The 12,954-nt window shown below is 69.5% G+C and carries 13 protein-coding genes; 1 reads left to right on the top strand and 12 read right to left on the bottom strand.

Annotated features, from left to right (window positions below):
* The first annotated feature begins 227 nt into the window (after positions 1 to 227).
* Entirely contained in the window at positions 228 to 407 is a 180-nt protein-coding gene (locus tag ACV22Z_RS31225; RefSeq protein WP_448080098.1) for a hypothetical protein, read from the top strand.
* A 74-nt stretch (positions 408 to 481) separates the two neighbouring features.
* Here ACV22Z_RS31225 and ACV22Z_RS31230 read toward each other — a convergent pair whose 3' ends face one another.
* The 12 genes from ACV22Z_RS31230 to motB form a co-directional block, all read right to left on the bottom strand.
* Complete coding sequence (locus ACV22Z_RS31230; RefSeq protein ID WP_448080099.1) at positions 482 to 1,726, bottom strand: DUF3443 domain-containing protein; 1,245 nt, start codon at positions 1,724 to 1,726, stop codon at positions 482 to 484.
* A gap of 16 nt (positions 1,727 to 1,742) precedes the next feature.
* Entirely contained in the window at positions 1,743 to 2,246 is a 504-nt protein-coding gene (locus tag ACV22Z_RS31235; RefSeq protein ID WP_448080100.1) for a DUF2844 domain-containing protein, read from the bottom strand.
* 334 nt (positions 2,247 to 2,580) lie between these two features.
* Positions 2,581 to 3,312 (bottom strand): protein phosphatase CheZ, encoded by a 732-nt coding sequence (cheZ, locus tag ACV22Z_RS31240; RefSeq protein ID WP_448080101.1) that lies wholly within the window; start codon positions 3,310 to 3,312, stop codon positions 2,581 to 2,583.
* A gap of 1 nt (position 3,313) precedes the next feature.
* Positions 3,314 to 3,709 carry a chemotaxis response regulator CheY gene (gene cheY / locus ACV22Z_RS31245; protein WP_448080102.1) on the bottom strand — a complete coding sequence of 132 codons (396 nt, stop codon included), beginning with the start codon at positions 3,707 to 3,709 and terminating at the stop codon, positions 3,314 to 3,316.
* Positions 3,710 to 3,776: 67 nt separating this feature from the next.
* Positions 3,777 to 4,874, bottom strand: a complete 1,098-nt coding sequence (locus tag ACV22Z_RS31250; RefSeq protein WP_448080103.1) for a protein-glutamate methylesterase/protein-glutamine glutaminase — start codon at positions 4,872 to 4,874, stop codon at positions 3,777 to 3,779.
* Positions 4,871 to 5,605: a chemoreceptor glutamine deamidase CheD gene (gene cheD, locus ACV22Z_RS31255; protein WP_448080104.1), complete on the bottom strand. Its 735-nt coding sequence runs from the start codon at positions 5,603 to 5,605 to the stop codon at positions 4,871 to 4,873. The genes ACV22Z_RS31250 and cheD overlap by 4 nt, the downstream gene beginning before the upstream one ends.
* Positions 5,602 to 6,546: a CheR family methyltransferase gene (locus ACV22Z_RS31260; protein WP_448080105.1), complete on the bottom strand. Its 945-nt coding sequence runs from the start codon at positions 6,544 to 6,546 to the stop codon at positions 5,602 to 5,604. The genes cheD and ACV22Z_RS31260 overlap by 4 nt, the downstream gene beginning before the upstream one ends.
* A 3-nt stretch (positions 6,547 to 6,549) precedes the next feature.
* Positions 6,550 to 8,469 (bottom strand): methyl-accepting chemotaxis protein, encoded by a 1,920-nt coding sequence (locus tag ACV22Z_RS31265; protein ID WP_448080106.1) that lies wholly within the window; start codon positions 8,467 to 8,469, stop codon positions 6,550 to 6,552.
* 36 nt (positions 8,470 to 8,505) lie between these two features.
* On the bottom strand, positions 8,506 to 9,021 hold the full coding sequence (gene cheW / locus ACV22Z_RS31270; protein ID WP_448080107.1) for a chemotaxis protein CheW: 516 nt from the start codon (positions 9,019 to 9,021) through the stop codon (positions 8,506 to 8,508).
* 47 nt (positions 9,022 to 9,068) lie between these two features.
* Entirely contained in the window at positions 9,069 to 11,381 is a 2,313-nt protein-coding gene (gene cheA, locus ACV22Z_RS31275) for a chemotaxis protein CheA (protein WP_448080108.1), read from the bottom strand.
* 114 nt (positions 11,382 to 11,495) lie between these two features.
* Complete coding sequence (locus ACV22Z_RS31280) at positions 11,496 to 11,873, bottom strand: response regulator (protein WP_448080109.1); 378 nt, start codon at positions 11,871 to 11,873, stop codon at positions 11,496 to 11,498.
* Positions 11,874 to 11,889: 16 nt separating this feature from the next.
* Positions 11,890 to 12,948: a flagellar motor protein MotB gene (gene motB / locus ACV22Z_RS31285; protein ID WP_448080110.1), complete on the bottom strand. Its 1,059-nt coding sequence runs from the start codon at positions 12,946 to 12,948 to the stop codon at positions 11,890 to 11,892.
* Between the last annotated feature and the right edge of the window lie 6 nt (positions 12,949 to 12,954).

The following is a 12,954-nucleotide window of genomic DNA, read 5'->3' on the forward strand; positions in this document are numbered from 1 at the left end:
GGGGCCTCCAGACGGGTACGGCGGGATGCCGCTTTCCAGTGACACCGATTATTCATGGAGGCGTCAAACGCCGATCGGTCGAGCAAAGCCGGGAAAGGGGGGTATTTCGGGGAATCGGGCGCGGGCAGGCGCAAGCGGGAATGGCGCGGCGGCGAGGCTTTGCCGGGTGTGGCGGCGGGCCGGGTCACGCGGTGCGCGGGGGCACGATGCGCGGCACGTCGGATCGGATGGAGTCGGGGTCCGGGAGTGTGGTGTCGGTGTCGGTGTCGGTGTCGGTGTCGGTGTCGGTGTCGGTGTCGGTGTCGGTGTCGGTGTCGGTGTCGGTGTCGGTGCGGTGCGGTGCGGTGCGGCGCGGTACGGCGCGGCGCGGTGCGGTGCGGTGCGGTGCAGTACCGGCCGGTTCGTAGTGCGCCCGCGCCGCCCGGACGATAAAAAGGGGGCGAAAATTCGCCCCCTCGTGATGCCGCCATGCAGCCGCGCGTCAGTACGCGACGTAAGGCGCCGCGCCCCCGTTCGACGTGAGATCCATCCCGAAGTAGATCGTCTTGCCGTAGAAGTGCGGCAGGCCGATATCAAGCCAGGCCGTCGAGCCGAACGGTCCGGCGATGTCGTTGAACGCGAACGTCGACGTGTTCGAGAACAGCGTGTCCGCGTTCTGGACCGACATCGACACGTTGCTCGCCGTGCCGTTCAGGCCGGTGAGCGTCGCCGTGTAGGTGGCCGTCGACGCCGGGCAGTAGAACTGCGTGTTGCGCGAGCACACCGTCTGCGCCGAATCGTTGAAGAAGTATGCGTTCGAGCCCGTGTCGAAGAACGCGGTCACGGTGCGGCCGAGGAACGTCGAGTTCTGGAGGTCGCCTGTCGTCGTCGACGTCAGCTTGGTCGTGGCCCCGAACCGGTTGTTGGTCTGCGTGCCGATGCCGAACGTCAGCAGCCCCGTCGCGCTGGACTGGCCGCTGCTCGAGATCTGTGGCATCTGCACGATCACGCCATTGTTGTCGCTCGCGAAACGCTGGACAGGATTGGCCACCTGCTGCGACAGCGACACGAGCGTCACCGCGCAGCTCGCATTGCCGTTCGGGCACGCGTAGTAGTTGTTGCTGGCCGACGACGTCGACGTCGCGCAGGTCGACCCGCAGTCGTACGGCGCCGGCCCGATGCCGAGAATCCCGTTCGCGCCGAGCGCGCTTGCGGAGTTCGCCGACGCCCCGCCGTTCGTGCACGAGGTCGGGACGTTCGTCGTGCCGAGGTCGCCGATGATCTGCACCGGCAGCGAACTCGCGGTCTCGCCGCTCACCTTCAGGTCGACGGTGCGCACCGAGCCCCACGTATAGCTCGACACGAACTTGCCGCATTCGGCGATCGGCGCACCGCCGCTCGTGGTCGTGGTGGGCAGGCTGGCGAGCACGCCGGACACCGCGCTGCCGACGAGCCGCAGCCCGTACGACGCGGTATCGACGAGCACGTTGTCGACGACCTGGCAGTTCGACGTGCCGGGCGCGCAGACCGTCACGCTGACGGTCGGAATGTTGATCACGTTGGCGACGCCCTGGCCCACGGTGATGACCGCCGTGTTCGCGGCGCCGGTCGAGCCGCCATTGCCGCCGCCGCTGTTGCCGCCCGAGGAACCGCCGTCGCCGCCGCCGCACGCGGTGACGAGCGCGGCCGTCGCGGCCGCGAGGCTCAGCGCGCCGAGCCAGCGAATGAAGTCACGAGGAATACGCAAGATCGGTCTCCCGCTGTCACTGGATGTCGTTGCCGGTGAAACCGGCGGGCAGCGCCTGCGGCAGCCACGCCTCACCGGAGAACGCGCCCATGTGGCCGCCCGTCCGGATCACGAGGCCGCTCGTATCGACGGACACGGGCGCGCGCCAGCCGCGCGCCTGGTGCGCCGCCTCGACGCCAGCGGTGTATTGCGGGAAATAGCTGCCGAATACCGACGCGAGATCCGGCATCGTCGGCCCTTGCCACGCGACGCCGAACACGGTGCCGGCGGCGGATGTGTATTCGCGGATCACGGTGCCCGACCCGAGCGTGATCTCGCGGACGGTGTAGGTCGCCGCGTTCGCCGACGAACCGTCGGCCGAGCGCATCGCGCGCTGCAGCGCACGCACCGAGGCCGCGTGGTCGTCGGCCGGCGGCGACATCGGCGCGCCGCCCAGTTCCGCATGCGCGTGGACGCTCCACAGCACGCTCATCAACGCCGCCGCCGACGCGGCAGCACAGCCCAAACGTTTCAGCTTCACGTTCCCCCCCAGGACTCGCCTCGTTGTCGGCGGCGCCGACAGCGTGGTCGGCACCGCAGCCCAGCCTCAAAACAGACAAAAGAACAAGGTTCTGATGCCGCTGATCGGATGTTGCTGAAGCGTAGTATGCCTGCGGAGTGTATCTAAGTGTCAATTCAGCAAATCCGCAGGTGCGGCGCCGACCGGCCGGATGCGCGGCCGCGCGGGTCTCCCGGCGGAGCGGTGCGCGCATGCGGAGGCCGTGCCGGGTTTCGCCGCCCCGAGGCGGTGGGAGTACCCGTCATGCGGCGCCTTCGGGGTGAGGCCACTCGGGCGGCCCACCTGGGCGGCCCCGTCAGAATCCGAGGCTCGCGAGGAGGTCGTCGACCTGCGCCTGGTCCTGGACGACGTCGGCCTTGCCCTCCGGATTGATCTGCGGCCCGTTCAGCAGCGCTTCGGGGCTGCCGGTGCTGCTCGTCGTCTGCTCGGCTGCGAGCGCGGCCGCGGTCGCCGCGAACTGCTCGCGCCGCTCGGGCGCGATGTTCTCGACCAGCACGGTGAGCAGCTGCTGCTCGATCAGGTAGACCATGTCCATGATCTTCTTGATCACCTGCCCGGTCAGATCCTGGAAATCCTGCGCGAGCATGATCTCGAGGAGCTGCGCGCTGGTCGCCGACGTCGCGTCCGGCAACGCCTGCAGGAATGCGCGCGTGTCGTCCATCAGCTCGCGCACTTCCGCGCGCTCGATCGGCGCCGCGTACCACTGGGCCCAGCGCGCGTCGAGCGCCTCGGCCTGGTTCTGCACGCGCTCCTGCACGGGCTTCGCGATCTCGATCGCGGTCAGCACGCGCTCGGCCGCCTGCTCGGTCATCGCCGCGACGTAGCGCAGCCGGTCGCGCGCGTCCGGCACGGCTTCCGCCGCCTGCTCGACGTGCTTGTCGAGCCCGAGCTCGCGCATCGAATCGCGCAGCGTGCGCGTCAGCTGGCCGATGCGCGCGAGGATACGGTCGCTCGCGTCGGCACCTTCGGCCTGACTGTCGTCGGCAAACCCCGCACCGGCCAGCGCCGCATGAATCGGCTCGTTCACGTCAGCTCCCGGCCTTCGCCATCTTTTCGAGGATCTTGTTCAGCTTCTCGTCGAGCGTCGCGGCCGTGAACGGCTTCACGACATAGCCGCTCGCGCCCGCCTGCGCGGCCGCGATGATGTTCTCCTTCTTCGACTCGGCCGTCACCATCAGCACCGGCAGGTGCGTGAGCGACGCGTCCGCGCGGATCTCCTTGAGCATCGCGAGGCCGTCGAGGTTCGGCATGTTCCAGTCGGAGATCACGAAGTCGTAGCCGCCGCTGCGCAGCCGCGCGAGGCCCGCCGCGCCGTCTTCCGCTTCGTCGACGTTCGAATAGCCCAGTTCCTTGAGCAGGTTGCGGACGATCCGGCGCATCGTCGGGAAGTCGTCCACCACCAGGATTTTCATGCTCTTGTCCATCTTCGTTCCTTTCCAGATTCGTTTCGCCGAAACGCGTATCGTCGCACGCGTTTCGCGTCATTCAAATTTAAACGCGCTGCACGCGGTCGCCCATCGCCGCGAGCCGCCCCATCACGCGGCGGCTCATCTCGGCGAGCGGCGCGACCTCGTCGGCGCCGCCGAGCGCGATCGCCTCGCGCGGCATCCCGAACACGACGCAACTCGCCTCGTCCTGCGCGAACGTGTGGGCGCCCGCGCGCTTCATCTCCAGCAGACCGGCCGCGCCGTCGCGGCCCATGCCGGTCAGGATCACGCCGATCGCGTTCTTGCCCGCGTGCGTCGCCGCCGAGCGGAACAGCACGTCGACCGACGGCCGGTGCCGGTTGACGGGCGGCTCGTCCGACAGCTGCGCAATGTAGTTCGCGCCGCTTCTCGCGAGCAGCAGGTGCGCGTGGCCCGGCGCGATGTACGCGTGGCCGGGCAGCACGCGCTCGCCGTGCTCGGCTTCCTTCACCGCGATCCGGCACAGCCCGTTCAGGCGCTGCGCGAACGACTTCGTGAAGCCGGGCGGCATGTGCTGCGCGATCAGCACGGCGGGCGCATCGGGCGGCAGCGGCGTCAGCACCTCGCGGATCGCCTCGGTGCCGCCCGTCGACGCACCGATGATGATCAGCTTCTCGGTACTGACGAGCGGGTTGTTGACGAGCGGCGCGGCGGCGTGGCCGTCGGCCGCGCGCGCGGCGGCGGCGGCATGCGGCTGCGGCGCCTGCCGCACGCGGGCGCGCGACGCCGCGCGGATCTTGTCGGCGAGCTTCTCCGCGTACTCGAGCATCCCGTCGCGGATGCCGACGCGCGGCTTCGTCACGAAGTCGACCGCGCCGAGCTCGAGCGCGCGCAGCGTGATCTCCGAGCCGCGCTCGGTCAGCGACGACACCATCACGACCGGCATCGGCCGCAGGCGCATCAGCTTCTCGAGGAAGTCGAGCCCGTCCATGCGCGGCATTTCGACGTCGAGCGTGAGCACGTCGGGGTTGTGCTGCTTGATGAGCTCGCGCGCGACGAGCGGATCGGGCGCGGTCGCGCACACCGCCATGTCGGGCTGGCTGTTGATGATCTCCGTCATCAGGCTGCGGATCAGCGCCGAATCGTCGACGCACAACACTTTGATCTTCTGCACTGCGTTCAAGCCTCCTGCTTTTTCGATACCGTCTGGGCGTACGGGCTCCCCGCGTACGGACTGCCGGCAGCCGCGCCGCGCGCGCCGAACAGCTCGATGCGCGGCCGTGCCGGGCGCGGGGCGGGCCGCTGCGCGGGCGCGGCGAACAGCTCGACGTGCGCACGCGAGCGCGCGGCGCGGTCGGCCTCGTGCGCGAGCGCGGCTTCGCGCTCGGTGACGCCCGGCACCTGCAGCCGCAGCTTCTTCACCATCGCGCGCCCCGTATGCGGCATGAACGCGACCTTGCGCGGATGCACGCCCTGCAGGTCTTCCGCCGTGATGCGAATGCGCTCGAGCGCGAGATAGCGGCGCACGAAATCCGCGTTGCGGTCGCCGATGTTGATCGTCGTCATGCCCGCGAGCACCGCCGCGCCGCCGAACACCTTCGCCTCGAAGCGCTCGCGGCGGCCGCCCGCCTTGATCAGTTCGTTGATCAGCACTTCCATCGCGTACGCGCCGTAGCGCATCGAATCGGACGCGGTCGCGGCGGGGTCCGTGCCGTCGTCGGGCAGCATGAAGTGGTTCATCCCGCCGATGCCCGCGACCGGATCGTGCAGGCACGCGGCGACGCACGAGCCGAGCACGGTCATCAGCACCATGTCGTCGGCGGTCGTGTAGAACTCGTTCGGCAGCAGCTTCACGCCCGGGCGGCCGAAGTGGCTGTCGAAGTAATGATTGGTTGCGATCGGCAGCGCGCTCATCGGCGTTCCCCGGTGGCGGGCGGCGCGGCCGCGGCGCGCATGCGGTTGCGCGGCGGCGCCGCATCGCTCGACAGTTCGTAGACCGTCTGCCCGCGCAGCCGGAACGCCTGCGTCACGTACGTGAAGTTCTCCGAGTGGCCGGCGAACAGCAGGCCGCCCGGCTTCACGAGCGGCTCGAAGCGCCCGAGCACCTGCCCCTGCGTCGGCTTGTCGAAGTAGATCATCACGTTGCGGCAGAAGATCGCGTCGAACGGCTTCGCGATCCCGTAGTCGGCGTCGGTCAGGTTGAGCTGCTCGAAGCGGATCATCGCGCGCAGCTCGGGGCGCACCTTCACGCGGCCGGCCTGCGCGCCCGTCCCTTTCAGGAAGAAGCGCTTCAGCCGCTCCGGCGACAGGTGCTTGACCTGGTCGTGGCTGTAGATGCCGGCCTCGGCCTTCGCGAGCACCTGCGTGTCGAGGTCGGTCGCGAGGATCGACGCGCCGCGCGCCGCCGATTCGCCGAGCGCCTCGATCAGCGTGATCGCGATCGAATACGGCTCCTCGCCGGTCGACGCGGCCGAGCACCAGACCGACACCGGCGCGGCGCGGTGCTTCACGAAATCCGCGAGGATCGGGAAATGGTGCGCCTCGCGGAAAAACGCGGTGAGGTTCGTCGTCAGCGCGTTGGTGAACGCTTCCCACTCGGCCGGATCGTCCTCGCGCTCGAGCAGGTCGAGGTAGTCGCGAAACGCGTCGAGCCCGCGCGCGCGCAGCCGGCGCGCAAGCCGGCTGTACGCCATGTCGCGCTTGTGCTCGGACAGCGAGATGCCCGCGCGGCGGTGGATCAGCGTGCGGATGCGCGCGAAGTCGGCCGCCGTGAACGCGAAGTCGCGCCCCGGCTCATCCGGGCGCTGCGGAGTTTCCGGTGGTTCGGCACGAAGCGAGGCGCGCGCGGACAGCATGGCTCAGAAGGTCTCCCAGTCGTCGTCGGACGTGCCGGTCGCGGCGAGCGCCGGCTTCTCGCCGGCGAGCGTCGGCCGCACGAGCGCGGGCTTGGCCGCAGGCGCAGCCGCCGCAGCCGGCTTCGCGAGGCGCGGCGCATAGCCGGCCGCGGCCGGTGCCGCCTGGCCCGCGTCCTTCGATGCGCGCGGATGGCTGTCGGCCAACGCGCGGGACGCGCGTTCGGCCGTCCCCTTCGACTCGCCGGCCACGGCCGCCGCGCGCTTCGCGGGCTGCGGCGCGGGCAACGCGTCCGGCTGCGGCGCCGCACGGCCGACGCTCTTCGCGGCGAACGGTGCAGGCTTCGCGGGCGTGGCCGCGTGCGCCATGCCGCCGACCACGCGCCAGCCGGACACGATCGTCTTCATCTGGCGGGTCTGCTCCTCGAGCGACGCAGCCGCGGCCGCCGCCTGTTCGACAAGCGCCGCGTTCTGCTGCGTGACCGCGTCCATCTGGCCGACCGCGCGATTGACCTGCTCGATGCCCGTCGATTGCTCTTCCGACGCGGCACTGATCTCGCCCATGATGTCGGTCACGCGGCGCACGGCCTGCACGATCTCGTCCATCGTCGAGCCTGCGCGCGCGACGAGCGCCGACCCGCTCTGCACCTTGTCGGCCGAATCGCCGATCAGCTGCTTGATTTCCTTCGCGGCCGCCGCGCTGCGCTGCGCGAGCGAACGCACCTCGCCCGCGACCACCGCGAAGCCGCGACCCTGCTCGCCCGCGCGCGCGGCTTCGACCGCCGCGTTCAGCGCGAGGATGTTGGTCTGGAACGCGATGCCCTCGATCGTGCCGATGATGTCGACGACCTTGCCCGAGCTCGTCGCGATGTCCTGCATCGTCGCGACCACCTGGCCGACCACGTCGCCGCCCTGGGTCGCGATGTCCGACGCGTTCACCGCGAGCTGGCTCGCCTGGCGCGCGTTCTCGGCGTTCTGCCGCACGGTGCCCGTCAGCTGCTCCATGCTCGATGCGGTTTCCTGCAGCGACGCGGCCTGCTCCTCGGTGCGCTGCGACAGGTCGGTGTTGCCGGTCGCGATCTCGCGCGCACCGACGTCGATCGACTCGGTGCCGCGATGCATCGCCTGCACCATCGTCGTGACCGCTTCCTGCATCCGCTTGATGCCGCCGAACAGGCGGCCGATCTCGTTGCGGCTGAACACGTGCACGGGCGTCGTCAGGTCGCCGCCGGCGATCCGCTCGAAATGCGCGGCCGCGTCCTCGAGCGGCTGCACGATCAGCCCGCGCAGCGCGAAGCGGATCGCGACGACAAGGACGGCCGCGAGCGCAATGCCCGCGGCGATCAGCGTGATCATCAGCGAGATGCGCGACTGCGTCGCGTCCTGGCGCGCTTCCGCGCGTGCCTGCAGCGTGCCGACCACCGCCGATGCCGCCTGGTCGTACGCGACGAACATCGGGCTGATCTTCGTGTCGGCAATCGCGTGATATGCGGCCATGTCATTCGCGTGCGCGGCCGCGAACTCGGGCTCGACGCCTTCCTTGACGATCGTCGTGTAGCGCGCGGCAAGCTCGTCGACGAGCGCCTGGTCGACGCCGTCCTTCGCGGTCGACTGGAACGCCTGCCAGTTCTGGTTCGACTTCGCGAACAGTTCCTGTGCGCGCGCGAGCACCTTGGCGGCCTCGTCGGCGTTGCCGCCTTCGCTCAGCGAGCGGAAGCGGTCGAGCGATACGCGGGCGCGCAGCAGGTACGACGACGTGTCATCGAGCGCGTGGATCGCCGGCAGATCGACGTGCGAGATCTCGTCGAGCGAGCGGCTCGCGTGATGGAGCGCATAGAGGCCGAGCCCGCCGACCGCCGCGGCGAGGCACGCGAGAATGAGTCCGACCGCCGTGAGCGTCGTGCGGATCGACCAGTTTTGCAACATCGCAGGTTCTCCCGAAATTCCTTGCGCCCAATGCGCTTACACGCCCAGCGTCTCGATCAGCGCCATTTCCCGGCTCGACATCAGCTTCTCGATGTCCATCAGGATCAGCATCCGGCCGTCGACCGTGCCGAGGCCCGTCAGGTACTCGGTCGTCAGCGTCGCGCCGAACTCCGGCGCGGGCATGATCTGGTCGGCCGACAGCGTCAGCACGTCCGACACGCCGTCGACCACCATCCCGACCACGCGGTGCGCGACGTTCAGGATGATCACGACGGTCTGGTGGTCGTACTCGACGCGGCCGAGGTGGAACTTGATCCGCATGTCGACGATCGGCACGATGATCCCGCGCAGGTTGATCACGCCCTTGATGAAGTCGGGCGCGTTCGCGATGCGCGTGACGCTGTCGTAGCCGCGGATTTCCTGCACCTTCAGGATGTCGATTCCGTATTCCTCGTCGCCGAGCGTGAACACGAGGAATTCCTGACCCGTCGCATCGCCGTGCGCTGCGTCGCGGCGGCTCGTGGCCGCGTTCGCCGCGGCCGGATTGATCATTTGGACTTCAGCAGACACGTTTGCCCCCAATCGGTTGATGGCGAGAGTCAGAACATCGCGAGCGCAGCGCCCGCATGGGCGCCGTGCGTCGCACGGGTTTCGCGGTTCAGCGCCGCGACATCGACGATCAGCGCGACGCTGCCGTCGCCGAGAATCGTCGCCGCCGAGATGCCACGCACCTTGCGGTAGTTGGTTTCGAGGTTCTTCACGACCACCTGCTGCTGGCCGACCAGCTCGTCGATCAGCATCGCGAAGCGGCGGCCCTCGGTTTCCATGATCGTGACGATCCCCTGGGTCGGGTCGGTGCGCGCATCGACCACCGAGAACACTTCGTGCAGCGCGACGAGCGGCAGGTATTCGCCGCGCACGCGCACGACGCGCTCGCCGTTGCCGACCGTGTAGATGTCGTCGGCCGACGGCTGCAGCGACTCCATCACGAAGTTCAGCGGCAGGATGAAGATCTCGCCGCCGACCTTCACCGACATGCCGTCGAGGATCGCGAGCGTGAGCGGCAGCACGATGCGCGTCGTCGTGCCGCGGCCGGCCTGCGACGAGATCTCGACGTGGCCGCCCATCGACTGGATGTTGCGCTTCACGACGTCCATCCCGACGCCGCGGCCCGACACGTCGGTCACCGTCTCGGCGGTCGAGAAGCCCGGCGCGAAGATCAGCTGCCAGACTTCGTCGTCGCTGATGTTGTCGGACACCTGCATCCCCTGCTTCGCGGCCTTTGCGAGAATCCGCTCGCGGTTCAGGCCGCCGCCGTCGTCGCTGACCTCGATCACGATGTTGCCGCCGTGATGCGCGGCCGACAGCACGAGCTGGCCGACCGTGTCCTTGCCGGCCGCGAGCCGCTTGTCGACGGTCTCGATCCCGTGGTCAAGGCTGTTGCGCACGAGGTGCGTGAGCGGATCGATGATCCGCTCGATCAGGCTCTTGTCGAGCTCGGTCGCCTGGCCGAACGTGACGAGCTCGACCTGCTTGCCGAGCTTGCCAGCGAGATCGCGCACGAGCCGCGGGAAGCGGCTGAACACGTAGTCCATCGGCATCATCCGGATCGACATCACCGCTTCCTGCAGGTCGCGCGCGTTGCGTTCGAGCTGCGCCATCCCGTTGAACAGGCGATCGTGCAGCGCCGGATCGAACGCGCTCGCGGTCTCCGCGAGCATCGCCTGCGTGATCACGAGTTCGCCGACGAGGTTGATCAGCTGGTCGACCTTTTCGACGCCGACGCGGATCGAGCTGCCCTCGCCGCCCGAGGCGGCCGCCGCCGGGCGCGCGCGCTTGTCGTCGTGGTGCGCGTGGGGTGCAGGATGTTCATGCGACGCGGAGGCCGGCTGGCCTGCTGCTGCGGCCGGGTGAAAATCCGGTGCGGCGGCGGCAGGCTGCGGTGCAGCCGCCTGAACAGCCGCTTGCGCAGCCGGCGAAGGTGCGGCGGACGGCGGCACGGCGGACTGTGCAGCCGGCTGCTCGGCCGCGGATGGGGCAACGTCGGCCGCCTGGACCGCCCGGGCCGTGTCAGCGTCCGCCTGCGCGGCGGGCGCGGCCGGTGCGGTACCGTGGCCGACCGCGATCTGGCTTTCGTCGATCACGAAGCAGCACACCGCGACGATGTCGTCGGACGGCACATCGGAGTCGAGCCACAGCGTCAGCGCGCCGCCCGCGTCCTCACGGCCGATGATCCGGCCGAGGTTGCCGAGTTCCTCGGTGAGAAGCGCCTGGTCCTTCGCGTCGACGCCGGTCAGCGTGATCTTCAGGTGCGGGCCGGCGGCGGCGGACGGCGCGGCGGCCGGATGCGCGGCCTCGACCGCCTGCTCGACGACGTGATCGGGCACGCACGGATCGGCCGGTGCGATGGCCGGTGCGATGGCCGGTGCGGCGGCCGGTGCGGCGGCCGGGACGCTCGCCGGCGTGCTTGCGGCCGGTGCGACGGCTGCGGCGGGTGCGGGCGCAACGGCGGCCGGCGCACCGCTCGCGGCCTTCAGCCGCTCGAGCTTCGCGCAGATCGCCGCGGCTGCCGCCGCGTCGGGCTCCGCGCTCGCACGATAGTCGGCGAGCTGGTCGGACAGCACGTCCTTGGTTTCCAGGAACGCGTCGACCATCTCCTTCGTCAGCGTCAGCTCATGGTTGCGCGCGCGGTCGAGCAGCGATTCGAGGATGTGGGTCGTATCGGTGAGCGCCGAGAAGCCGAACGTCGCGGCGCCGCCCTTGATCGAATGCGCGGCGCGGAAAATCGCGGCCAGGTCCTCGGGATCGGGCGCGTCAACGTCAAGGTTCAGCAGCAACTGCTCCATCTGCGCGAGCAGCTCGTCCGCCTCGTCGAAAAACGTCTGGTAGAACTGAGTGATGTCGAGAGTCATGCCGGGTCACCGGATAAGGTCGTCGCGTTGTCGGTACGCGCCGGGGCGCCCCAGGCGTACTGACGCGCCCCCATGGGGAGCAGCGAACGAAGTGAGCGTGGGGGCTGTTTCATGTCAGGATTCGGCCGGCGCGGACAGCGTCGCGACCAGCTCGAGCAGCACCGCCGGGTCGATCGGCTTCTCGATCCAGCCGGTCGCGCCCGCATCGCGCGCGGCGGCCTTGAAGGCGTCGCTGCCCTCGGTCGTCAGCACGAGGATCGGCGTGTCCGCATACGCGGACAGCGCGCGCAGCGCGGCGATCACCTCGAGCCCGCTCTTCTTCGGCATGTTCTGGTCGGTCAGCACGAGGTCGTACGCCGTGGTGGCCGCCAGGTCGAAGCCGGCTTCGCCGTCCGGCGCCACCGTCACGTCGTAGCCGGCTTGCGCGAGCGTCGCCTGCAGCAGCGCGCGCATGGTCGCGGAATCGTCGATGGCGAGAATGGTTCGGATCATGTGTGTCTCGGAAACGTCAGGGTCGGGGCACCGATGCCGGCGCGGGCGCCGTCGCGGACATCGGCGCTGACACCGTCGCGGGCGCGGCGGGCGCCGGGTGCGCGGCCGGCTGCGCGCCGGCGAGCTGCTGCACCAGCTGCTTCGAGCCCGCGGCATCGGCCGACAGCGTGGTTGTCGTCGCGTCGTCGCGCATCAGCGCCTCTTCGGATTTGCGGTTCAGCACGATCACGCTGATCCGGCGGTTCTCCGGATCGAGCGGGTCGGCCTTGTTCAGGTTCTGCGTCGACGCGAGGCCGAGCACGCGCAGCACTTTCGCCTCGTCCATGCCGCCCGCGATCAGCTCGCGGCGCGACGCGTTCGCGCGGTCGGCCGACAGCTCCCAGTTGCTGTAGCCGCCTTCGCCGCCCGCGTACGGCACCGCGTCGGTGTGGCCCTGCACGATGATCCGGTTCGGCACGTCGTTCAGCGTCTTGCCGATCTCGCGCAGGATGTCGCGCATGTACGGCTCGACATGGTCGCTCGACATCGCGAACATCGGCCGCTTCTGGGTATCGACGATCTCGATGCGCAGCCCCATCAGCGTCGAGTCGATGCGGATCTGCTGCTTGAACTGGCGCAGCGTCGGGTTCGCCTCGATCGCGGCCATCAGCTTGATCTGCAGGTCGTGCAGGCGCGCCTGCTCGCGGCGCTCGATCGCGCCTTGCGCCTGCGCCTGCGCGTCCTCGTCGTTCTTCTTCGCGACATGGTCCGCGAGGCTCGTCGAGCCGTCGGTGCGGCGCGTCGTGCCGGTGTCGATGCTCGAGATGTCGCGCCCGCCGCCGTTGACGATGCTGGAGTCCTGCGCGCTGCGGTCGCCATTGCCGAACAGCGCCGCCTGGAGCGGCGTGTTGAAGTAATCGGCGATCCCCTTCAGCTGCACGGGCGTCACGGCGCTCAGCAGCCACATCAGCAGGAAGAACGCCATCATTGCCGTCATGAAGTCCGCGTACGCGAGCTTCCATGCACCGCCGTGGTGCCCCTTCTTCTGCGGGGCGACCCGTTTGACGACGATCGCGCGATCCTTGCTCTTGCTCATCGGGCG

The organism is Burkholderia sp. PU8-34 (assembly GCF_053427725.1).

What these genes read in the sequence shown, in the direction of transcription:
- ACV22Z_RS31225 (WP_448080098.1), top strand. Translation starts at nt 228, where the DNA reads ATGGAGTCGGGGTCCGGGAGTGTGGTGTCGGTGTCGGTGTCGGTGTCG.
- cheY (WP_448080102.1), bottom strand. Translation starts at nt 3,709, where the DNA reads ATGGACAAGAGCATGAAAATCCTGGTGGTGGACGACTTCCCGACGATG.
- cheD (WP_448080104.1), bottom strand. Translation starts at nt 5,605, where the DNA reads ATGAGCGCGCTGCCGATCGCAACCAATCATTACTTCGACAGCCACTTC.
- ACV22Z_RS31260 (WP_448080105.1), bottom strand. Translation starts at nt 6,546, where the DNA reads ATGCTGTCCGCGCGCGCCTCGCTTCGTGCCGAACCACCGGAAACTCCG.
- ACV22Z_RS31265 (WP_448080106.1), bottom strand. Translation starts at nt 8,469, where the DNA reads ATGTTGCAAAACTGGTCGATCCGCACGACGCTCACGGCGGTCGGACTC.
- cheW (WP_448080107.1), bottom strand. Translation starts at nt 9,021, where the DNA reads ATGATCAATCCGGCCGCGGCGAACGCGGCCACGAGCCGCCGCGACGCA.
- cheA (WP_448080108.1), bottom strand. Translation starts at nt 11,381, where the DNA reads ATGACTCTCGACATCACTCAGTTCTACCAGACGTTTTTCGACGAGGCG.
- ACV22Z_RS31280 (WP_448080109.1), bottom strand. Translation starts at nt 11,873, where the DNA reads ATGATCCGAACCATTCTCGCCATCGACGATTCCGCGACCATGCGCGCG.
- motB (WP_448080110.1), bottom strand. Translation starts at nt 12,948, where the DNA reads ATGAGCAAGAGCAAGGATCGCGCGATCGTCGTCAAACGGGTCGCCCCG.